Raw genomic sequence first — 22,040 nt, 5'->3', positions numbered from 1 at the left:
AGTTGCGATGAAAAGTGAAGTTAAAGGGTATTGGATTCTCGCTAATTTTTGCAGGACAAGACTACCAAGCGTTTGAGCAATTAAGCGCCCTTATGTGGAAACACATAAGTGAAAACTTTGTGAATTGCTGGGACTGACCTTAGAGCCTGATTCACCACAACGCAACCAGAAACGGTAAACGTGAGGGTTTGAAAAGAATCAGGATTGGAAAATCAGCAGCGAAGCCCCTAACCGCTTATGTATATGGGGAACGTTCAACGACTATCGAAACGACAGACAATGTCTGGAACGGAGTAGAGTACAGGAGCAAGCTAAGGCTCTTGGAAGTGCAAAGCACCTAAGTCTTAATAGATATGGTGAAGATATAGTCTCGACATCTAGCTAACAGCTAGAGCAGCCGTAAGGCGACTTTTCAGTTGCGATGAAAAGTGAAGGATTCGTTAAAAAAGGAAGTGAAGAGGAAGCCGCGAGTATACGAAGCAACTGCGCGACAAAAATTTGTATGTGTCTTGAAGATGCCACAGAAACAGCCGACATTTTTGTAGACGGAGCGGGAGAAGATTACGACCAAGTTGAAACTGGCTTGGAGCGTGAAGGAGGAATGTTTGGCTCAAAATATGTTAAGAAAAAGGAAATATCTTACGAGAAGAGAAAGCGTGTTGATGTACTCGACTTAAAAGATCAAGCTCCGGGCGAATACCATCTTCTTAACATGGCTGCTCTGATTAGAGGTAGGTCGTTTTATGCGAACCCTTCTAAACCAAAAGAGCTAAGAGTTAACACTTTTGTTAGGGTAAAACCACCGTCATTTAATGAGGTTCACACTACCCAGAAAGGTCTAACTGAACTCAAAAAGCAATTTACAGAAGTAAAGAGAACGAATAAAAAACTGAATAGTTTATGGAATTCTCATGTAGATGAAGATAACAAGGATTTATCTAAGAACCTTACGTTCTTGGTGGATAAGGAGCCATTAACTCAAGCTGCATTTGCTTTAGCACTAAGAAAAAACGCTATTGACTTAGTAGATCAAACCATGGTGCTGAAACTTAAGGAGCTAGAATCGGTTGTAAACAGAAAATTAACAACTGAAGAAAAGTTCAATGATACAGAAAGTTTTGAGAGAGTAACTGCCTCGCAACTCGATGAAACTGCTAAAAGAATGACACTGAACCAAAACCCTAAGGAGAAATTACATAGGTTAGTTCAGGAGAATGAGCAGATCGTAATAAATGAAGTAGACCTCGACGCTAACCCTCTGGTTTCATTTGACGTAGAGCTAGATTACGCAAACGAAACAATTGAGAGTCTATCTAACGACATCATAAAAAGGTGGCGTGCAAAAGGGCTGCTAAATGAAGAGACCTTCGTGGTTACACCTGATATGCAGGCTGACTTAGCATACGCTGCCTCTCAGGAACTTATACTATCAGGGACTAACTTCAAAAAGGTTCTAGAAAGTGAGCAGGGAGAGATCGAGGAATTCGACTTTGATGCATTAACAAACTAATTTATCAATAAAAAGATATGGAAAAAATCAAGGACTTAATGATGCGCTCTGCAAAGGGCGCTGGTATCCCAGACAAAATAGAGCTACCTCAAGGGTCAGGTATGCGTTTGAGATTCCTTATGAGCGGGAGGCTGATGATACCACTTGCAATAATGCTAACAAACATCAACCACTACAGGGCTTTTGGGAAAGAATTGATACACATCGAAGGCGGGATTATACCAGATGGGGAGCTACCTTTTGGTTGCCGAATTGAGGGGGATATTGATCTCAACCTAACCTCCTACCCCATCGGATACATACTGATAGCGATTACATCAACTTTCAATGACCTAAAGCCTTACATATTGAACGGAAAAATAGACGAACTGACACTTTTATGGACAAACAAAGTTGAAAAAGCTTCTCGCGGCAAGAAGACTCTTAGCATAAAAGACTATTCAGAGCTACCCCCACTAAAGCAAATGAAGAAAATGTAAGAAAATCATAGAGGGCTTACGCCCTCTCTTTTGCTAAAGATTACTCTCAATCTTGTTAAAAGAGAAAATCGTGGTAATATGGTGACATTTGGAAAGCCGACAATAAAATGTAGAAAAAAGATGAACGAAGTCCAAATCCTAAAGTGCGTAAAACACATGCTTTCTGATAAAAGAAGTCATGCTGTAATGCGCATGGTTATTCTTTTGCTTGAAAAAGCAGACAAAACTACGCCAGAAAACCCACTTCATCTAAGCTCAGAAAACAAGTTCCTCAAGCGTCACTTTGAGTCTGTTGGGGTTACCGAATTCCTAGCTGACCTAAAAGAGCTAGTCAGCATCTCAAGCCAAGTGATGACTAGCACAAAGATTAGCAGCACAAAAAACGCTCACACTTTTCAATTTAGCTTTGATGGCATCTCTGCCTTTTTCAGCATACCAGTTAGAGAAAAGAAAAAATTGTCATTAAAAAAGGTCGATATCCTTGAGAAAGACATTCAAACAGTATGGCTGCATTGGCTAGAAGTCATTGGATCACAGAAAGAAATATACAAAAGAGCGCCAACACTGACCAAAGATCGTCGAAAGTGGATTCGGGATGGATTAGTGATAGCTACAGCAGATGAACTTAACTTGGCAATCGATGGTTGTGTAAGAAGCCCATTCCATATGGGTTATAAAATCGACGAAAAATTATGGAGTATAACAAAACAAAAACACTACTGCGAACCATGCAACATATTCAGAAATAGAGACAAAATAGAAAACCTCATAATAAAATGTGAGGACAAGCACTACCTTTATCAGGTCGAAGAAGCAAACCAAAGACGGAACCTAAGGTACTTCGGCGGGACGGACACCGCACTTACCGACATCAGCGAAGAAGAAGAGACTGAAGCAAATGAAGCATCAGGCAAAAAAACGAAACTCGAACTTTTAATGAGTTGCTAAAAAATTTATGCATAAGTGGCGATATAATGACAAGTGAACTACCTGAAGAACTAAGATTACTATTCCTTTCTGAGCAGGGAATTACACTGTCAACCAGTGATGACGGACTCAATGATGACGAAGCAAAATCATTTTCTGAAGCAAAGAAAATGTTTAAAAATGAAATTCACCCTTTATTCACGACTCTTTGGGGGGAGATATGGATCAACAACTCTCAAATCGATGGTGGTGGAATAAATTTCAACAGCAGAGCATGCCAACTATGGTTTATTTGTCTGCAAGGTCTTAATGCCAAATATGTAGCTAAAGCACTAGATGAGTTTGTTAACGATACGGGCGGAAAGTACCCACCAAACCCACTCCAATTCAGATATTACTGTAAAAACGTAAAGCAAAAAGATGTAGAACAAAGCGGCAAAGACAGAAATTTGCAGCTCCTAAACTAACAGCCACCAAAAAGTAGAAAAAACGATGTCAACAGAAGCGAATAAGTACAACCTTGAATCTGACAGAAGGAACTGTGAGAGAATTATTTCAGCCTACGCTGTGCGATTCCCTCACCTCATTGAGAGAATACCCTTAGATAGATTCAAAAACGAATCTCTTAAAATTATTTGCAAGCAGGTGAAAACCCTTTACAAGCAAGACGAAGAAGAGATTTCGCTTGATACTATCCAAAGTTACGCAGTCCCAAGACTAGCAACAACTAACTTCACGGAAGAGCAATGCCGTTCAGCCATTGAGGAGCTGCACAATGTAGCTCAAAAACTTGAGAATGAGAAAAATTTAGCAGGGCACCTCTCTAAGTTAAAAGAAATCGAAACAAAAGAATCTTTGCTCTCGATGTCAGTAGCCATCACAGACAGAGTTAAGTCTGGTGATGAAGTAAAAAAAATTTGCGCGATTGGTAATGAGCTTATTGAGCTTGGCAATCGTGTTAAAGACTCTCATAAGTCTGTTACAGTTGGTGATGCCTTTGAATCCTTGATGACCACGATCATCAAGGCTCGCGAAGAAGAAAGCGATGTCGGTGTTCCCTACCCGATTGAATGCATGGCTAGAAATCTTGGTACGCTATACCCTTCGGACTTAGTCGTTGTTGCTGCGCGACCTGCTGTAGGTAAAACAGCATTGGGTCTAAATCTGTGCAGATATTCAGATGCCGCATTCGGATTCATTTCTTCTGAAATGGCTAAAGAGCAGTTGGCTATGCGTTTCGTTGCCATGGACTCAGGTATACCTGCTAACAAAATACGTGATGCCAAAAACCTCAGTGAAGCGGAAGTCCAAACTATCTCTGAATGTTGGACACGACATAAAGGCAGAAAACTCTTAATTGAAGAGAAAGGTGGGATAAATATCGGCGAAATTGAGGAAATCGCTGAAAGTTGGGTCAATATGCATGGCATTAAAGTTCTAATTGTCGATTATGCACAACGAATAAACTCAGACAGAAATCACAACAGTGAGTCTGAAAAAATTGGTCATGTGACAAAAAGGCTAAAAGAATTAGCAAAAAGATTAGGGATTTGCGTTGTACTTTTGGCGCAGATTAACCGCGATTCTGTCAAAGGTGACAGAAAACCTCAGACACATGACATTAAAGGTAGTGGCGACATCGAGCAAGAAGCTGATGTAATTATACTCATGCATAAACCTTCTATGGGTACAGCAGAAGCTAATGGTCGCTGCATTATAGAGATGATTGTTGACAAAAACCGTCACGGAAAAGTTGGTCTTTTGGTAACTGAATATGTTGCGGATCGAGTTACTTTCACTGACCCAAGCAGCGATGTTGTGGAAAAATACAAGTAACAGGAAGCCCCATAGTAGCTAAGTACAGGTAATAAAAAGGCACCGACAGGTGCCTTTTTTTATACAAGACTTTAAATAATGAGTCTATCTTAATAAGATTAATAAAAAAATGTACTTCAAGAAGACTGAGGTTATTGACCATAGATTAGGGAAAAAGCCAAGAATTTCTTACGCTTATGCCGCTGAATTTGTTCGAAGGGTTAATATACTCCTATCATCTGTTGCGCTCACTATTGTTGGGTTGACAGCATATTTTTTCTTAACTGAAATCCACCTAGATAGGGAGGCATACTTTGTAAAATCAACAGGTGAATTTAAATTAATACAATACTCTAAGGAGATAAAAGAACAAGCAATAAACATATTCTATGAAAGAGGAGTCAAATAATTTAGATAGCGAAACTTACTCAAAGGCTATAAATAAAAGTAAGGGAGGCTCTAAAGCTTTAAAAATTGAAATTGCAGGGTTGGCTATTAATGTTGCCTCAATTGCAATATGCGCTCTAGCCTTAACTTCAGCTCTAACATTCAGAGTTCCTCCTGAAATTATAGCTGTAAACGATGGCGGGAGTTATTTCGAAAAAGTTCCACTTGACACACCCAATAAAGATGATGAGGAGATGAAGCAATGGGTTACAGATAGAGTTATTGAAGCCTTTGATTACAACTTCACTAACCAAGCTGAGCACGCCACTAGCCTCGCTCAAAACTATACCCCTGAAGCTCTCAGCAACCTTGATTCATTTATAAATGGAAAAACCTCTAACGGGAAATTTGTCGAGAGTATGCTTAAAAGGAGAGTGAATAAAGAGGCAGGGATAGTAAAATTCGTACTAGCTGATGGGATAACTCTTGCATCAGGAAAAGTAAGATCTCTTCATGGTTGGCAAGCAAAAACAAAAGGAACCCTTGTTTTATACACCAAAAGCGGAGTAATAAGACTTGGAAGATATGGAGTTACGGTTGTTATCATTAGAGCAGACGAAAACGAAAACCAAGATGGGTTGAAAATTCAATCTATTCAAATGGAAAAACTATCCTAAAAATTATGAGCAATAAACTATCATCTATAAACGAACAAGTGAATACAGAAATATCTGAATTCATTGAAATGTGTAATCAAATTGATTTTGAAAGTCTGGATGAACTGAGCAAAGCCGAAATGCTAGCTACTCTCGATGATTTCAGAACAGATATTTCAAACCTTACAAGCTTAGAAGGGTTGTCTCAAAATCTTGAGGCTGCGCTTCAGACTGGACTAGCAAACACTTTGACTAAAGATATGAAGCTTTCTTCGGAGTATAACATGAAGGCCAAGTTCGAAGCTCAAAAAATCGAAAATGAGAAAAATAACACAATAGGGTATGACAAACTCCAAAGAGATTAATCAGCTAAGGCAGAAACAGAAGGTAATCAGACACCTGACCAATGAAGCCTTCATTGCTATTTCAGAAGTAGATACCCCAACCGACTCAAAATTCTCTATTGATGGACTGGGTATCATAGCCAACAAAGCAATAAACAAGGTGGTTAAACTCCTAACGCCCGACATTAGTTCAATCAGAGAATTAGAGGCGAAGTTTAAGGACAAACCTACAAGGTCAGCCGCCAATCAATTGCTATCTCATTCCAGAGAACTTTTATCAAAAAAGCTAAATACTGATGCAGTGAGAATTCTTTCATCACTTACCAAGAAAAAAGTTCAAGAGGCAATCGTTATGTTAGGCTCAATTTTTATGAATGGAGTAAAAGACAGGATAGGAAAGATTGAATTCAAATATCCTCAAAATGCCATGAAATGCCTTACTCTGGGTGTAGAGTGTGGTAATATAGAGGCGGGCTATCTGCTTGGTGCTTTACTAAGAACATTTGGTCAAAACGATAAGGCCAAAGAAGTATTTTTGAAAAATATGAAACTTGGTTGCGTAAAGTCGGCTGCTGAAGTCATTATATTACTACAAGTGGAGGCCGCTTCAGCACCAGATGAGAAAAGTAGAGCAATCCTTAAGCAGAAGATAAAAAATTTAAGAACAGACCTAACATATTCACCGAATTAAACTATGAAGTTATACATAACAGAAAAGAAAACCGTAGCAACAGCCTTTGAGCCAGTTCTAGGGAAAAAGTCTTTAGGAGTGGGTGGCTTGTCATACATCACAAATAACGGTGATGTCGTGACATGGCTTAGTGGTCACGTTCTAGAATTGATAGACGCAAAGGATTACGACCCTAAGTATGCCAAATGGGATCTAAAAAACTTACCAATCCTACCTGATCCTTTTGTCTTTAGGCCACCTAAAGATAAAAAAACACCACTAGGCAAGGAAGACAATTCGTTTAAGAGAAAGATCTTAGACAATGTATTGAACCTTATTAAGCAAGCAGACACTGTTTGCTTAGCAACCGACCCTGATGCTGAGGGGGAGTTACTAGGGAGAGAAGTTATAGAGTACAGCGGATATAAAGGTAAATTAACCCGTGTCCTCCCTACTTCACTTGAAGTTAATGACATTAAGAAAACCCTTAGTGATGAATTCCCAGCGGAAAGAACCGAGCTAGTTGGTAAGGCCGGATTAGCTCGCTCTCATATAGACTGGATAGTTGGGATCAACACGACAGTAGGTCTGACAGCATACAACAGAAACAAAGTATCTAAACCACTTAATGCTGGTAGAGTGCAAACAGCTATAGTTAAGATTTTGCACCTTAATCACGTAGCTAGAGAAACCTTTGTTGCGCAGAATACATATGAAGTAAAAGCGACGGCTCTTGTTGACGGTTCCCCACTGGAACTGAAATATACTCCTACTAAAGATGAAGCGATAATCCTTGATGCAAAATCAGATGATTACGATAGCCAAAAGGCAAAATCACTGGTAGATGCCTTAACCAGTAGACTTAATGGTAAAAATGGAGTGGCCACATCTTGCATTAAACAGCGAAAACAGAAAGAATGCCCTCAAGGGTACAGTCTAAGTGACCTGCAAATTGACCTAAACAAAAAGTACGGAATATCGTCATCAGATGCCCTTGCAGCCACACAATCCTTGTATGACAAAAAGTATGTGACCTACCCTAGGACTGATAACAACTATTTCCCTGAGGATGCGCACAATTACGCACCTACAGTTATCTCAAATATAACGAAACTAGAATTTTCTCAAGGCATTACAGGGATCTACACAAAGAAAAAGAATTCTAACTGGGACACATCAAAATTCAATAACCACCACGCAATAATGCCAACTCGAATGGTTGTCCCATTCGATAAACTAACAGACCACGAAAAAACTGTATACAAAATGGTATGCAGAAGATACATGATGCAGTTCCTTCCGAATTATGAGTATGACAATACGGTAATTACGGTAGATATTGTTGGTTGTGAGTTCAAAACAACCGGAAACATTATGGTTAACCTTGGTTGGAAATTAGCTTTAGGCTCCAGCTCAAGCAACTCTAAGGATGATGACGAAACTGATGATGACTCTGATAAGTCGCTTCCAATGGTGGAAAAGGGAACTACAACCACCGATACATCAGTATTCACGAAAGAAGGTAAGACTCAAAAACCAGCTCTTTACACAGAGGCAAAAATACTACAAGTCTTAAAAAATCCTTCCAAATTCATTGGCGAAAATAAACTAAAAAAAGTCTTAAAAGACAGAAAACAGGGCATTGGTCGAGAATCTACAAGATCAACCATCCTGAAACAGATGCTAGCTAATGGTTTCTACTCTCTAGAGGGAAAGAAAAAGTTTTTCCAACTTACTGACAAAGGCTTAGTGATCGCAGAAATTGCACCACCTTTGCTGCTTGATTTGTCACTTACAGCAAGCCTTGAGCAAGCCTTTTGGCAAATCGAAAAAGGCGAACTTTCGTATGATCAACTAATCAGTGAGTATAAAAACTCAACAAAAGAGATAATTGACTCGATCAACAGGGGCGAATGTAAGCTTGAAAGGTATCTTGTAAAAACAGAGAAGTGTCTATCTTGCAAGAATGGAACAATGACACAAAGAACGAACCGAGAAAAACAAAAGTATTGGCAATGTAATGACTGTAGTGCGACTTTTAACGACAAGAATGGAAAGCCTGTAGCAAGAGCTAAGCCTCAGAAATGCACCAAGTGTAGCAATGAAACATTTACAAGATTTATGTTTAAGGGAAGCAAAGATAAGTATGGATGGTACTGTAAGCCGTGCACACTCGTTCTCCCTGATCTTGAGCAGAAACCCAAGGTTCAAATGCATTCCTGTAAAAAATGTTCTTCTCATCTAAATTATGGGTACTCGGCTGACAAAAAGGTTTCTTACTGGAGATGCTCTAGCAAATCATGCAACACCTTCTATGAAGATAAAAATCTTTCAGTTGGAGAGGAGAAATCAACTAATCGAGTATACAAAACTGCACCATGCAATAAGTGCAAAGGAGAATTAAAGCAATTAACCAGAAGAGCTGACGGCAAAAAGTTTTGGCTTTGTAACAACAGAGAAGTAGAAGGCATTATGTGTCAAGCGAGTTACGACGACAAAGACGATAAGCCAATGACCGATGTGTTGGAAGTAGAATGCCCAAGCTGTAAGACGGGTATACTAAGAAGAAAGGTTTGGAAAGATAAAGCTTTCTGGGGATGCAGTAACTACAGTGCTAAAAATCAATGCAAGTTTAGCGCAAAGGACAATAACGGCGAACCCGTCCTTCTACTAAACTAGCTTCATTAAATTTTATTTATCAAAGATGGGTGCTAATATAGACCCATCTTTTTTTATCTTTGGCAGACTTATGGGACGAATTGAGTTAGACACAGAGTATGGGTTGCTTACTGTTAGATATGAATCAAACCAATGGAAGAAAAACAGACTTGAACCATTGAGGCTACGCTGGAACCCAACTAGTGGCGCTTATGAAACCTCTGTCAGTAGAGCTGAAGAGGTTATTAATCACATCAAAGCTATAGGCTCGTATGTAAAGCTTTCACCTAGAATTCAGGAAACTGTCGGTTTAAACGAATTTGGGCAGACTGAAGATGAAGTGAAAGTCGATATAGAGAAGTGGGCTTATCATGAATCATTCGCAGATCAGCCCTCAGAATCGTTTGATATTGAATCAATTGGCTTTAGAGATGGATTTACCCCATACGGATATCAATTGGCTGGGGTTGAGCAAGCCGTAAAAAAAAATGGGCGAATACTGATTGCTGATGATATGGGTCTAGGCAAAACTCTTCAAGCTTGTGGAATTATCGGCATTTATCGAAAGTACCTACCTGCTGTCATAGCATGCCCTAAAAGTGTTCTTTATAACTGGAAGTCTGAACTTCTAAGGTTTTTAGATTTCCTTGACGAAGATGATATTTGCATCTTAGATGACTCATCAAAAAAACCTGAACAACTTATATCTATTTGCACTCATCGGTATGCAGTAACCCATGAAAAAGAAATTAAGGAGTACCTGAATGTCAACGGTATCCTAATTTCAGATGAAGCTCACACGGGTAAGGAAAAAGATACACAGGTAGGCTCTACGCAAATTGATTTGGCGCACTTCTCTAAGTGCTATATCCCTCTTACAGGAACCCCAGTACTAAACTACGTTAGAGAGTTGTACGCATTACTTCACGGTCTAGATCCGGTTAAATGGAATGACTACCAAAAGTTTACTGAAAGATATTGCGAAGGCCACTGGAAGAAAGTTACAAAGATGCAAACGGTTTGGTGGGATTACGGAACTTCAAACTTAGAAGAGCTTATGGAGATCCTTAGAAACGACTATATGGTTAGGCGATTAAAAATAGACGTTCTAAACCAGCTCCCTGAAAAGCAAAGAACTACTCATACACTGAACCTGACAAAAGAAGATGCTGCTTTCGATGAATTTATGGAAAATCTAAAGGAAGTAGCTAAACCCATTTTGGTCAAAAATAGATTCTCTGTCAGGAAGTCAGCCGATGAAGTTAGGAAGGCTATAGGCATGTACAACGAGGAGCATTCCGAATCAGAGCTTGAGGAGATTTCTGACGAAGAAAGACGCCAAAAAGACCCGATTTTCAGGCTGTATGAGGAGTCAGGGTTAAGTAAGGTGGAGAATGTTGCTGAAAGTATCGTAGATATGTTCGAAAACAACCCAAGTAACAAATTCATCCTATTCTTCCAGCACAAAAGTGTATTAAATCGACTAAGGGAAATACTTCAGGAAAAATACCCTGAGTACTCTGACATACTTATAACTGGTGATGTAAGCAGCAAAAAACGAGAAGAAGAAAAGTTAAAATACCAAAATAATCCAAGCTGCAAGTTTGCGTACCTAACTATTGGGGCTGGTTATGCAGGAATCACCTTAACAGCAGGTAACATTGTGGGTATGGTGCAGCAACCATGGTCACCTAAGGTTGCAGAGCAATGTGAAGACAGGTCGCACCGTATTGGTCAAGAACAGGAAGTTAATGTCGTCTACTGGTTGAGTGCAAATAAATTTGACACAGCTCAACATAGCCTTCTTAGCAAGAAGGCGGACACCTCAACTACGGTACTGGATGGCTCCAGAGGCGAGCGATTTTCTACAAATAAAAACGCCGAGAATGATGCATTCAATTCCAATGATGCATTTATTGCTCTACTTGGAGTCATCTCTGATGAGATTCAGGAAGAGTTTCTCGAAGCAGCTTAAAAAAATGAACGGAGCCATTTGGCTCCGTTTTGAATACAGATAAGGAAGTTTTTATCTGGTAATTTCAATCTCCTCATCATTTTCAGAAAGAAGCTTAATCCTACTTGTGGAAAACTCAACGACCTTATATTTATGTATGTGTCTTATCATAGGGTAAAAAACTGCTTCTTCGTCGCTTTCACTTATAACCGTGCTGGCAAAAACTGTATCTTCATCATAATCCTTCCATTCGTAAGCAAGAACGACCTCAACACCAGAAGGAGTTACCTTCTTAATTTTACCTGTAGGCTTGTAAAATGGTGACTCATATGACTGATAGTCGAATTTAACACCATCTTCATCCGACATGGTCGGCTCTACTTGCTCTACCCCTAACTCATTAGGCAAATTCTGTTCTGTTTGGTTTGATATATATCGACCGTTATTCAGCTTAGACTCCATATCAGAAATTTTAGAGTTTAAGAACTCAGCCATTTTCTCAAAGAACTTCTGTTGCTCTTTTTGAATTGCAGAGATATCTGTCTCCTTTGGCTTGGATTGAGACTGGCTCTGGATTGCATTACCATGGGAATCTACTGTTCCAGCAATTTCAATATTATGAGGTAACATTGATGTGTTAGCTGAAATAATCTGAGCTTGCTCACCAGCTTCCTCCGGCTTTAAAACTTCTTTCTTTTTCAAGCTTAGGTTTAAGAACTCTTGGAGTGAATTAATTTCATTATAAGCGTTCTCAGAACTAGATCCTGAAGGATGAATTCCTGCTGATTTCTGCAAATTCTTATTGGCTATTTGAAGCTGTATGGCTTGGTTTTTAGCGGTTTCTATGCCACTAACCTTCTTCCAGTAATGCTCTTGACCGTTTAGTAAATCAATATCCTTCGAAGTAAGCTCACCATCGACAGCAGCTCCTTCCTGCGCAAACGCTCCATTTGATAAAACCATCACACTCAGAGGAGCAAAAAAAATAAATTTATTCATATTTTTTATTATTAATTATTTACGAAATAAAATCTTGATTCAACTCGTTAATTGAAATATCAACCTCCATAAAGGAACCTTCATAAGATTCAATCACTTTAACACCATCAATGAAGATGTATGGATTAGATATAACATCCGACACAGACCATACACCGAACACACCATCGGTAATCTTTAACTTAATAGTAGAGCCTTTGATTATCTTTTTATTTTTGAACTTTTCAGACGTTACACCAGACGGAAAACTCCTAGTGACGACGGGATTAGACCACAAATACTGATTAGTGGACTGGAAAATCGGATATAGGTTTTGCTCAATACCCATCTCACCAAGAAGCCTATCAGAGTGCTCTGGAGGAACTACAGGTTTAATCATCCTGTACTCCTCTATCGACTGTTTCATTCTCTTCAAAACATCTTTGTTGGAGCTTGATATTTCCTCAATTCTATCAAGAATATAGCCTATAGATTGACTATCTCTTCGTTCAAAAATACCCAGACTATCGACAGAATATTCAACTGTCTCAATCTCACGCTTAGCTGAATCTAGCTCCTGTTGTGTTTGGCGCAACTTAGCCATAACAGAAGCTTTAGCGTTTATGAAGTTCCTTTTTTCTTCTAGGTAGTTTGCATACTCCTTACCCTGCTCCCTATGGACTATGATGCCATATACCCTTTTAGCTCCCCTCTCAGTTAGGCTGACAGCAGTTGCAACAACCCCATGCTTTTCCTTCAAGTACGCCACCAAAGCCTCATCCAGCTCCTTGTAGGTTGATGATATTGGATACTCGCCATCTCTAGAGTAAGTGACTATAAATTTATCATTACTATACTCAACAATATCTCTAGACCAACCCTTTAATTTTACTGGTGAAACATCCCTGATTCTGAGCACATTCTGCAATATCTCTTGATTAGAAAGCCCACGGGATAGCACATAGTCGTTAAACTCTTCCTTACCCAGCAAGAGAACTCTTTCATCGGACATTTTTTGAGCTTTCTTCTCGTCATTTGAAATATCATTAAAACTCTTTTTGAGCTTATTGTATTGTGACGTAAATGCATGGCTGTGCTCACCATCCCTAATGTCAATTACCTCCTGAGGTAGACTAGTTACGAGTGAATACATCAATGCCCCAAAGCCTCCCAGAGATAGTAATCCAGCAGCATATATCTTAGTTTTAAGATTTCCTGCTTGCCTTTTAACCTTCGCGCCGGAAACATTGAAAGACTTGAGTTCTTCTTCTGACAAAGGAATATGTTCAACCCTTGGATCTAAAGAAGGGTCGTCTAAATAAACGCTGTCCCCAATGTTAATGATCTTGAAGTTTTCTGATGACTCTGATAAATCAACAACCTCACGTATATAACTCCTAAGTGGGTACAACTCCATAAGACTGTCACTATCATCAGCAACGTCAATACACCCATCCGAATCAAAGCTCACAACCCAATAAAGCTCGTCTGAAACTTTGGCAAAATACAAGGTGTTTGATTCGCCGAAATAATTAGCAGCCAAAAGAGGCATCCCTAAAAAATCTTTGCTACAAGATCCAATTTGGGCACTGGATTTGTTTTCAATAATGCAACCCATTGTGGTTCCAGTTGAGATCAACTGATTGTTAACCTTCAGTTTTCTTGAGAATCCTGATTTTTCCTTAATCGCTGGAAGCCAATTTGCTCCAACGTGAAACTTCTGATCCTCAATAATGACGGTGTTTTTACCGCTTAGTTCCCATTTCATACAAGTCAATTTAATTGGGCGGCATCTGCGCCCCTTATTTAATTTATTTACTTTAGAACATAAGGCGTAGCCAATAAGATACTTATATCTCTTCGAGTCTTCGTTTTCTCATTACCACCTAAGATGAAAGAATCTTCACCAAATGGGCCAGAAGCCTCAGCAACTTTTCGATTTATTTCTTTAATTGAAACAACGCGAGTTTCCCCGTTTCTAAGCATGGCCTTAACATTGTGGTTATCCAGAGCATTCTTAGGTAAAATTATGTTATTCATATTAGGAACCTCTTTCATGTTTAGGTTCTCTATCAAACTGATCTTTCCATCAACCAGAATTCTGTCCTTGAAAACCCTGTTTTTCCAGATACTAGTAATACCAGTTTTGTTTACCTCTTTGGTAGGGGTAAGCGTTTCTTTACCATCCTCATTTGTCTCTTTTTCTACCGAAGCAAAGTAGTGCTCCTCCTCTACTGACTGGAAAGGAGTTAATTGATTATTCATTGTCAGAATTGGAGTATCGAATCTGTAAGAAATCGACCCTAAACGACCGAGTGAACCAATCATTGCTGAAACGCCAGCTTTACTGAAGTTAAGATTAAATATATTTGAGAAAGTCGATAAATCACCACCTAATTTTGCTCCACCCTGTACCGCTCCGGTAACTAAATCTGTAGCTGTCAGGTTCATTCCGATTTTAGAAGACTCTTCAAAAGAAACTTTAATAAATGTAAGATTTAGAAGAACTTGAGTGCCAGATGATGCATTCAATTGATCAACAACCCTACCAATCTTCTGAATTGCATTCTTGGTATCTGTAATAGCAACTCTACCATTTTTCAGATCGAAAGCAGCTTTGCCATCTGGCGATAGCATTTGCTCAATCATCGATTTGATATCATCCCAATGAGTTGCCTCTTCGTTAAAGGTAGCCTTCTGGGAAGTACTTGACTTAGAGGAAGATGCGCCATCAGATGTCCCTGCATCTGAATCACTAGAAGTATCGATAATAGACTCTAGAGTAAATTTGTCGGTATTGTCTATTAGCTCAAATACAACAGTATCTAGGTCATAAAGAATAAAACTATCACTATCATCGTCGTACTTCCAAGAGAGTCCTCGATCTAAGGCTAACCAGTCAAAGAACCCAGAGAGAGAACCTGAATAATCAATTTTTTGAACCCTAGTATCTTTTGAATTGTCTTGCTCTCTATTGTTGCCAAATAGCGCAAGCATATCTTGAGAAGAATCTTGAGAAGAGTCTTGAGAAGAATCTTGACCTTGTTGTTGAGCAACCTGACCAGTTTTCCCAATATTCATCACACTAACAGTCCCACCTGGCATTGTTTCAATGCCATTACCAGAATCACTATCCGATGAAGATGATTCATCTTTATCTTTATCTTCATATTTAGCAGAAATCATCCTGTTGAAGCTAAGCTTAATGCCGTAATCGAGGTAAAGCATCCTTGCAAGCTCAGCCTCCGTCATAGGGACACCAGAGTAAACTAAGATCTCTTCAGGAAGGAATTCCGGTAACTTTACTGCATCACGAGTTCTTACCTTTATGGGAGTAGTTTTAACGAAAATCTCGTCAATAGTCGCACCGCTATTAATTTCAGCAACAGTCTTACCCTTAAGCTCATCAATATCATCCGAAGCGTCTGCATTAGTTTGCTTTATTTCTTTGAAATCTTGGGTGTGCAACTGGGAGCAGCCTGTCGCAAAAGCTGCTGTCACCAATATTGAAAATTTGGACTTACTAATCATTTTCTTTTATTAATTAACATACATTGATTCAAACTTTGATTCAAATATATGAAGGGTGTTTGCGCCACCTCCAGCGTAGTATTTATGGTTAACTGGCACTTCAGCCTTCTTATACTTATTAAGAAGTAAAGTTGTTACATCTTTAAACTTACCCTTAATTCTGATTTCCTGATTATTTGGGTAATCAACCCTCTGTTTATCAAAAATTTCATTTTCAACATAAAAACCATTTAATTCTGCCCATTTATTGATTGAATCAAACAACTTACCCCTCTTGAATACGTAAACATACTCCTTATCAGGGTCTGCCTCTTCAATAGAACCTCCACCATTCACAAAGTCTTCGTATGATCCTTCCCCATGCAGAACGTAAGATGATTTATATTCAGCTCGAAGTTTTTTATCTCTCTCCATGGCAAGTTTTAAATCTGCCAACTCCCTCTCTTTTTCGATGTTAGCGACATCTTCTGGCTTGCTGGAGTTAGCCTCTACAGTCGGAGAATTATCGTTATCAATAGCTTGCACCAACGATTCATTTTTTGAAGATTGTTCTACCACCTTATTCAATGATCCTTCGACTGAATCTAACCAGTCTGTGTCGAGTACTAGTTTTTCAATATCTACTTTCCTATCAGAACATCCTCCATCAGCCTGACTAGTACAAACGACCAAAGAGTCGGTGACAGACTTATCTTCTTCATGAACTATAGGTTTTGTCGCAAATTCATATTTACCTTCAGAGTTTTTTTCTGCCTTGCCAGACTCTTGTGCTTTGGTTATTGATAAATCATCGAAGTCAAGCTCAAGCATTTCTGCGTCATTAGACTTCATTTGGATAATATTTCTATTCCAATCAAACACAACGACTAGGTTGTGCCCTTTAGATACCTCAACAATTACGTCATCCCAGTTTCCAGTCTTGTCCCAAGACACTGAATACTCAGATAGCTTATCTGAAATATCCACCTCCCAGTCAGATGGCACAATTGAAGGCAAAGCAAGACCAATCGGTAGATCAGATGCAAATGAATCTACAGGATGATTAATGTATTTCTTCTCTCCAATATCCACAACCTGCTTATAGACTTCACCATCAACAGAGACCTGCTTAAGCTCTTCTGGTCTTCCGTTATCAGTTATAATATTGAGGTGAGCCAATGCTGCAACAGGTGCTCCTACAACTAAGAGCGCAATGGTTTTACTAAGTGTTTTTGGTTTAGGGTACATTTGAGTGTTTTTTTATTAAATTTAGGTTTTTATTTGAAATTAAACAAATCTATTTTCTCCTTCTATACTTAGAGCCAGCAAGCCTTAATCGAATCAAACTAACTAATTCAAAAAAGGTAATATCCTTTTTCCTCAAAATAGAAAGAAAAAGAAACGCGAATATTATAAATCCAACAGTGTAAGAGTTAATTTTAAAGCAAAGAATTGGTATCAAAACAAAGAAGTTTGCATCTACTGTAAAAAATAGGGCATCGTTCCCTGTGTCAGTCCAAAAGTTTGATTCATCAGCTAACTCCCTCGCCTGCTCTGCACTTTCAACATAATTAAGTTCCATAATTATTTGATTTCACTTTTTTCGCTCAACAATATTGAGTCTACTTGACTTTGCTCCAACAAACCCTGTCGAAGGAAATGACTTGCGTGCTCACCAAAGGATTGACCGTATTCACCAACCATCTTTCTCATTTCTGATTTCAAGTTAACAGGATCTACTTTTTCTAGGTGATTTAGAACATCTCTGTCGAAAGGCAATATTTCTCTTATCGCTACACGCCTACCATCAGTTGATGGCAACAAGCGTTGATTAACAAACAATCGACTAGAATAAATAAAATCTCCAAGCCGAGATCTCTGCTCTTCGATAGGGAATTCATTTAAGAGTCTATGGCCTGTTTCTGGAACTGAGTTGGTATGTGTGGTTGTGTATGTTAAATGACCAGTTACACAAACCAAGAGAGCTGCTTCAATCTCTTCTCTCTTTCTTGCTTCTCCAACCACAACAATAGTTGGGTGTTGCCTTAATGCCTCCTCAACCCCTTCTACGAACGTTCTACAATTTTTAGGAACACTTCTCTGGACAACTAAGGTTGATTCACTTTGATATGGATGAAGAATATACTCAATAGGTGATTCGAGTGTAACGATCTTTTCGTTGCTTCTTTCCTCTAGAATCCTTCTGCTACCTGACGCCAATAAGGTTGACTTACCAGTGCCTGTAGCCCCAGATACAACAACTAAACCGTTATCTGGTCTCCATATATCCCAGAGACTTTCACCATATCCCATATCCCCCCATATCGGAGGCTCTTCGTTCAACTGCCTGATAGTAACAGTAGGGCAAGGTCTGCCAAAAACTGTAGCTGCTGTAGTATTTACACGGAAGTTGTAGCTCTTTACCAAATCTGAGCCTTTCTTTTTATATCTGTACTCATACTCGTGGTTTAGGTTCTCACCAGCAAGCACCATATCTGAGCCAGTATCACTTTTATACAGATTATTAACCAAAGAGATTACCTCAAGGGCGTCAAGTGTATGACCACTAACCCGAAAAAACCTCCCGTGAACCTCAAATCTAATATAGTTGTCTCCATTAATATGTATATCCGATGCACCTAAATCAATTGCATCCTCTATAAGACTATGTAGAGACTCCATAGAGAAAAAATCATTTTGGCGAAATGTCCTTAGCTTACTTACCTCCATTTTTTCTTTTAATAAATTCTTTAAGTTCAACTTCATCAATCATTGGTAAAGGCGTCCAGTTATTCATATCAAGCTCGAATACTGGTGCACCATCAATCACAAAATTCACAACACCGATATCTATAGACTTATGATCACCTGACAATCCCAAAGTTGATTTTGATACCACTGGTTCTGACACCATGTTCTTCTTTCTAAGCATGTGATACCTGACCATTCCCAAGAAATCCAACTTAAGCCTAGATATTGCATTATCAATTTCAATTTCGGCCTGAACATCACCTCTCTTCCATCCATCAAATATACCATTCATCCAATATGTCAACTCATTCTGAGTCAGAGGAATATTGAAAACAGAAGGGTCACGTACAGAGTATTCCTGAAAAGTTAAGTAATCTATGTAGTTTGGAACCCTATCTGTGAATCTTGCCTGAGATGTTATTGAGTACCTAAAATCAAACTTTGTAAACTTATCATCTGAAAAGGTTACACCATCTTGATTGATATTTATGATCGGCGGAATAATAGTATTCTTGTGCAGCATATAGTTACTAAAATTATAATTAGCCTCTAAGCTACTACTTTCTTTTCTAATATGAGACTGAAACTCAAGGAGAGTATTCCTAAGAGCAACTTGCGCACCGTACCTTACAGCTTCATTATATATAATATTCCCTCTAGTCTGTTTTTCGATTTGAGTTTTTCTCCTCTCCTGAACATCCTCCCTGCTTAACGCTTGTTGTTGCATATTGGTGAGGCTTGGTGTTGTGAAAAGAAGAACCCCCTTCAATGACGCATCCTCTGAGGTAACGTTGTTTGATTTAATCTCATCAGCAAGTATGTATTTTCTGACAGCTTCATCATTATTAAATGATTTGATTATTCTGCGCTGATCATCTCTAGATAACTCTTTATTCGTATTATCGTCATTAGGGAGATATTTGCCTAAATCTTCAGTTGAAATGTTATCCATTAGTAGAAGTAATTTATATTAATAATTTTGCTTTTCTCAAGAATATCAATTGATATTTCCTCTTTATTTGAGGCTTCAATTGCCCTGATGACATCATTAACGCTATATTGCTTACCAGACTTTATCGTATTAAGTCTAACAATTGGTTCAAATAACGGCTTATGAGCAGGCTCTGCCACTACATATCCCGCCATTTCAGATACAACCTTAAGTAACGGCAATGCTGGACCCGACCACTCGATATCACCTACACTTCTTTCCATTCCTTCTGGTATATATGACTTTTGGAATACATATTCATTGTATTGCTCTCCAGTCATTTGCTGAGACGCCATACCATTTGCTAGTTCAGCTAAAGCACGTTGAGCATTTGCGGCAACCTCTGCGCTCTCACTGAGCTTGTATAGGGAATTAGATATAGAGTCATTTGAGAATGAATTCTCGTTGAATCTAAGCTCAGCAGGCTCTACATCATTCAAAGAAGAACAGCCTGAAGCGAAGATTATAGATATTGGAAAAATTGCTTTAGCTATTTTCATTTTTTATTTAAAGATAGGTAAAAAATGAGGGTAATAAAAGACCCGCCAGATGGCAGGTCTAAGAGATTGAATTTGTGAAAAATAAGGCTTACTTAGTATTTAGTCCACCTTGTCCACAATATTGTATACTCATAAACTTCATTGCGACCTCAATGTTGGCAACAGCGTTTGAACCATATTTTCTTGGAGAGATAAGGTAGAACCTTGGTAGAAAACTACCTGTGCCTTTATTCACATTCATAAACCATGCTTGAGCATAATCACCCTCCCATCTGCACCCAAGTTTGTAAGTTATGTTGACCGAACTACTGATGGAGTTATACGCAGGCTTACTTATTGGCAAACCTAAGCGAATCAGAGGTATTCTTCTGCCCTCGATATAAGGACAAACTTGGTTTATTTGGTGCTCACTACTCAGCAATGATGATTCAGCAGGGAAACCAATAACGTCAGCATATTGACCATTAGGACATGCATAAAGACTATGAGTTACTCCTGAGTTAACAACCCTAACATCAATTATTTGATTAAAACTATGAAGGTATCCTTTAGTAACCAATTCATTTGCTAGCTGCTTGGTATTAGTCAAACTAGTCTTTTTAGCGAACAAATCTGTGTCTTTTAGTGTTGGTATGACTCCTTCAAAGTGAATTTGACCATTATCTAAAGTTAACCTTTGAGCACTGTTGGCACTTTTAATGCCTGCATTAGCGCCAACAGTCAAGCTGCCGTCCGCCTTAATGCTACCTTTTGTGTCAACGTTACCTGTGCTTGCTGCTACAGTGAAAGTCTTGCCAGAGCCATTTAGTGTGTAGATAGAGCCTTTTGAGGCAATTTCATCCAAAGCCGCTCTAGATATAACTTTGTTTGCATTGGAAGGATCTTTAAGGATGGTCATTCCGCACGCAACATTAGCTCTAGTTGAACCGTTGTAGGCGACACACGACACTGGCATCAATGATCCAGATGTGTTTTTTAAGCTACTATTCGTGAGATAGAAATTTTCTGAGTTAGCATTCCTTGAATTTAGCGTTAAATCTTGAGAAGGCTGATCATAATCTAAGCCACACTCAGCTTGGGACGATACGCCAGAATCGGTGATCTTAGTACACTTAAGAGTTGCACTACCGATCCCCTGAAAACGGATATCACCTCTCATAAAATTAGACCCATTAACCCTTAAGTACGGGTCTTCTCCCATTCCAACGTAATTTGTTGAATACTCAGCTCGAAAAGAACATTGGCTTTTTGCCAGATTGCATTCTTTCGGGGTAAGTTCAGCGCCTGTAGTTCTGTGCACAAGAAAATACTTATGAGTGCCTGTCATTTGGGGCGCATCAAGAATCCTCGAATAATTAACCAGTTGAGAATAAATCTGAGCGTACTTTTCAAAGTCCAAGTCTGTTTTGTGGTATAACTCAATTCCGTAACTTCTAACTGTGCCGTCAGGAGTAAGATCATACGAACCATCCATATCAAGACCGAAAGGCATCTTGGCGTAATTAAATAAGTTACAAGGTATTAGGTTCATAGCGCCGTTTGCTGCATCAACTGGAGACCAACCACCCGAGCATGCAGCACTACTACTACCTACTAGAGACTTCTCCAAAAAGTTTTGTACCGTATCTTTGGCACCAGTGAACTTATTGGTTGGTAACCCTAGTGTATGCCCATCGAGCAAGGTTCTCTTGTCGATAGCATATGGAATCTTTACTGCATTTGAAGCAAGCGACTTGATTTCATCAATTTGTTTATGCTTAAGCTCTATCTGGGTTCTAAACAATATTGCGGCAGAAATAATAGCTGAGGCAAGTATCGCCTCTATCAATAAATACCCTCCCCTTCTTTTAATTAGCATTTTATTTTTTCTGTAATTATAGGAAATAAAAAAGCCGCTGAAAATTCAGCGG

The 22,040-nt window shown here is 38.9% G+C and carries 19 protein-coding genes; 11 read left to right on the top strand and 8 right to left on the bottom strand.

Annotated elements, in window-relative coordinates; translation table 11 throughout:
* Positions 1-421 precede the first annotated feature (421 nt).
* From KO511_RS05125 to KO511_RS05075, 11 genes are all read left to right on the top strand, one after another.
* A complete protein-coding gene (locus KO511_RS05125) occupies positions 422-1,510 on the top strand; it encodes a hypothetical protein (RefSeq protein ID WP_215986402.1) in 1,089 nt (362 codons plus the stop codon).
* 17 nt (positions 1,511-1,527) lie between these two features.
* The gene (locus KO511_RS05120; protein WP_215986401.1) at positions 1,528-1,989 is read left to right on the top strand and encodes a hypothetical protein; all 462 of its coding nucleotides are present in this window, start codon (positions 1,528-1,530) and stop codon (positions 1,987-1,989) included.
* 120 nt (positions 1,990-2,109) lie between these two features.
* Positions 2,110-2,937, top strand: a complete 828-nt coding sequence (locus KO511_RS05115) for a hypothetical protein (RefSeq protein ID WP_215986400.1) — start codon at positions 2,110-2,112, stop codon at positions 2,935-2,937.
* Positions 2,938-2,963: 26 nt separating this feature from the next.
* The gene (locus KO511_RS05110) at positions 2,964-3,383 is read left to right on the top strand and encodes a hypothetical protein (RefSeq protein WP_215986399.1); all 420 of its coding nucleotides are present in this window, start codon (positions 2,964-2,966) and stop codon (positions 3,381-3,383) included.
* Between the two features lie 25 nt (positions 3,384-3,408).
* On the top strand, positions 3,409-4,752 hold the full coding sequence (locus KO511_RS05105; RefSeq protein WP_215986398.1) for a DnaB-like helicase C-terminal domain-containing protein: 1,344 nt from the start codon (positions 3,409-3,411) through the stop codon (positions 4,750-4,752).
* A 109-nt stretch (positions 4,753-4,861) separates the two neighbouring features.
* Entirely contained in the window at positions 4,862-5,140 is a 279-nt protein-coding gene (locus KO511_RS05100) for a hypothetical protein (RefSeq protein ID WP_215986397.1), read from the top strand.
* The gene (locus KO511_RS05095; RefSeq protein ID WP_215986396.1) at positions 5,121-5,795 is read left to right on the top strand and encodes a DotI/IcmL/TraM family protein; all 675 of its coding nucleotides are present in this window, start codon (positions 5,121-5,123) and stop codon (positions 5,793-5,795) included. The genes KO511_RS05100 and KO511_RS05095 overlap by 20 nt, the downstream gene beginning before the upstream one ends.
* 5 nt (positions 5,796-5,800) lie before the next feature.
* Positions 5,801-6,139 carry a hypothetical protein gene (locus KO511_RS05090; protein ID WP_215986395.1) on the top strand — a complete coding sequence of 113 codons (339 nt, stop codon included), beginning with the start codon at positions 5,801-5,803 and terminating at the stop codon, positions 6,137-6,139.
* The gene (locus tag KO511_RS05085) at positions 6,117-6,809 is read left to right on the top strand and encodes a hypothetical protein (protein ID WP_215986394.1); all 693 of its coding nucleotides are present in this window, start codon (positions 6,117-6,119) and stop codon (positions 6,807-6,809) included. The genes KO511_RS05090 and KO511_RS05085 overlap by 23 nt, the downstream gene beginning before the upstream one ends.
* A gap of 3 nt (positions 6,810-6,812) precedes the next feature.
* On the top strand, positions 6,813-9,467 hold the full coding sequence (locus tag KO511_RS05080; RefSeq protein WP_215986393.1) for a DNA topoisomerase: 2,655 nt from the start codon (positions 6,813-6,815) through the stop codon (positions 9,465-9,467).
* A gap of 70 nt (positions 9,468-9,537) precedes the next feature.
* Positions 9,538-11,421, top strand: coding sequence for a DEAD/DEAH box helicase (locus tag KO511_RS05075; RefSeq protein ID WP_215986392.1), 1,884 nt, complete (start codon positions 9,538-9,540; stop codon positions 11,419-11,421).
* Between the two features lie 51 nt (positions 11,422-11,472).
* Here the strand turns inward: KO511_RS05075 and KO511_RS05070 are convergent, their stop codons facing one another.
* The 8 genes from KO511_RS05070 to KO511_RS05035 form a co-directional block, all read right to left on the bottom strand.
* On the bottom strand, positions 11,473-12,399 hold the full coding sequence (locus tag KO511_RS05070; RefSeq protein ID WP_215986391.1) for a hypothetical protein: 927 nt from the start codon (positions 12,397-12,399) through the stop codon (positions 11,473-11,475).
* Positions 12,400-12,418: 19 nt separating this feature from the next.
* Positions 12,419-14,146, bottom strand: a complete 1,728-nt coding sequence (locus tag KO511_RS05065) for a hypothetical protein (protein ID WP_215986390.1) — start codon at positions 14,144-14,146, stop codon at positions 12,419-12,421.
* 47 nt (positions 14,147-14,193) lie between these two features.
* Positions 14,194-15,909, bottom strand: coding sequence for a hypothetical protein (locus KO511_RS05060; RefSeq protein WP_215986389.1), 1,716 nt, complete (start codon positions 15,907-15,909; stop codon positions 14,194-14,196).
* Positions 15,910-15,918: 9 nt separating this feature from the next.
* Positions 15,919-17,136 (bottom strand): hypothetical protein, encoded by a 1,218-nt coding sequence (locus KO511_RS05055; protein ID WP_215986388.1) that lies wholly within the window; start codon positions 17,134-17,136, stop codon positions 15,919-15,921.
* Between the two features lie 336 nt (positions 17,137-17,472).
* Complete coding sequence (locus KO511_RS05050; protein WP_215986387.1) at positions 17,473-18,618, bottom strand: type IV pilus twitching motility protein PilT; 1,146 nt, start codon at positions 18,616-18,618, stop codon at positions 17,473-17,475.
* Positions 18,605-19,591, bottom strand: a complete 987-nt coding sequence (locus tag KO511_RS05045; protein ID WP_215986386.1) for a type IV secretory system conjugative DNA transfer family protein — start codon at positions 19,589-19,591, stop codon at positions 18,605-18,607. Before KO511_RS05045 ends, KO511_RS05050 begins: the two co-directional genes overlap by 14 nt.
* Complete coding sequence (locus KO511_RS05040; protein ID WP_215986385.1) at positions 19,591-20,070, bottom strand: DotD/TraH family lipoprotein; 480 nt, start codon at positions 20,068-20,070, stop codon at positions 19,591-19,593. The genes KO511_RS05045 and KO511_RS05040 overlap by 1 nt, the downstream gene beginning before the upstream one ends.
* Positions 20,071-20,218: 148 nt before the next feature.
* Positions 20,219-21,988 carry a hypothetical protein gene (locus KO511_RS05035; RefSeq protein ID WP_215986384.1) on the bottom strand — a complete coding sequence of 590 codons (1,770 nt, stop codon included), beginning with the start codon at positions 21,986-21,988 and terminating at the stop codon, positions 20,219-20,221.
* Positions 21,989-22,040 lie beyond the last annotated feature (52 nt).

The sequence above is a fragment of the Vibrio hepatarius genome, from assembly GCF_018860525.1.
GTDB classification, from domain to species: domain Bacteria; phylum Pseudomonadota; class Gammaproteobacteria; order Enterobacterales; family Vibrionaceae; genus Vibrio; species Vibrio hepatarius_B.
Note: the sequence above shows the minus strand (reverse complement) of the source record. Positions and strands in the feature narration are given on the sequence as shown.

What these genes read in the sequence shown, in the direction of transcription:
- KO511_RS05060 (WP_215986389.1), bottom strand. Translation starts at nt 15,909, where the DNA reads ATGATTAGTAAGTCCAAATTTTCAATATTGGTGACAGCAGCTTTTGCG.
- KO511_RS05100 (WP_215986397.1), top strand. Translation starts at nt 4,862, where the DNA reads ATGTACTTCAAGAAGACTGAGGTTATTGACCATAGATTAGGGAAAAAG.
- KO511_RS05085 (WP_215986394.1), top strand. Translation starts at nt 6,117, where the DNA reads ATGACAAACTCCAAAGAGATTAATCAGCTAAGGCAGAAACAGAAGGTA.
- KO511_RS05055 (WP_215986388.1), bottom strand. Translation starts at nt 17,136, where the DNA reads ATGTACCCTAAACCAAAAACACTTAGTAAAACCATTGCGCTCTTAGTT.
- KO511_RS05070 (WP_215986391.1), bottom strand. Translation starts at nt 12,399, where the DNA reads ATGAATAAATTTATTTTTTTTGCTCCTCTGAGTGTGATGGTTTTATCA.
- KO511_RS05120 (WP_215986401.1), top strand. Translation starts at nt 1,528, where the DNA reads ATGGAAAAAATCAAGGACTTAATGATGCGCTCTGCAAAGGGCGCTGGT.
- KO511_RS05050 (WP_215986387.1), bottom strand. Translation starts at nt 18,618, where the DNA reads ATGGAGGTAAGTAAGCTAAGGACATTTCGCCAAAATGATTTTTTCTCT.
- KO511_RS05065 (WP_215986390.1), bottom strand. Translation starts at nt 14,146, where the DNA reads ATGAAATGGGAACTAAGCGGTAAAAACACCGTCATTATTGAGGATCAG.
- KO511_RS05125 (WP_215986402.1), top strand. Translation starts at nt 422, where the DNA reads ATGAAAAGTGAAGGATTCGTTAAAAAAGGAAGTGAAGAGGAAGCCGCG.
- KO511_RS05080 (WP_215986393.1), top strand. Translation starts at nt 6,813, where the DNA reads ATGAAGTTATACATAACAGAAAAGAAAACCGTAGCAACAGCCTTTGAG.
- KO511_RS05035 (WP_215986384.1), bottom strand. Translation starts at nt 21,988, where the DNA reads ATGCTAATTAAAAGAAGGGGAGGGTATTTATTGATAGAGGCGATACTT.
- KO511_RS05075 (WP_215986392.1), top strand. Translation starts at nt 9,538, where the DNA reads ATGGGACGAATTGAGTTAGACACAGAGTATGGGTTGCTTACTGTTAGA.
- KO511_RS05115 (WP_215986400.1), top strand. Translation starts at nt 2,110, where the DNA reads ATGAACGAAGTCCAAATCCTAAAGTGCGTAAAACACATGCTTTCTGAT.
- KO511_RS05095 (WP_215986396.1), top strand. Translation starts at nt 5,121, where the DNA reads ATGAAAGAGGAGTCAAATAATTTAGATAGCGAAACTTACTCAAAGGCT.
- KO511_RS05045 (WP_215986386.1), bottom strand. Translation starts at nt 19,591, where the DNA reads ATGGATAACATTTCAACTGAAGATTTAGGCAAATATCTCCCTAATGAC.
- KO511_RS05110 (WP_215986399.1), top strand. Translation starts at nt 2,964, where the DNA reads ATGACAAGTGAACTACCTGAAGAACTAAGATTACTATTCCTTTCTGAG.
- KO511_RS05090 (WP_215986395.1), top strand. Translation starts at nt 5,801, where the DNA reads ATGAGCAATAAACTATCATCTATAAACGAACAAGTGAATACAGAAATA.
- KO511_RS05105 (WP_215986398.1), top strand. Translation starts at nt 3,409, where the DNA reads ATGTCAACAGAAGCGAATAAGTACAACCTTGAATCTGACAGAAGGAAC.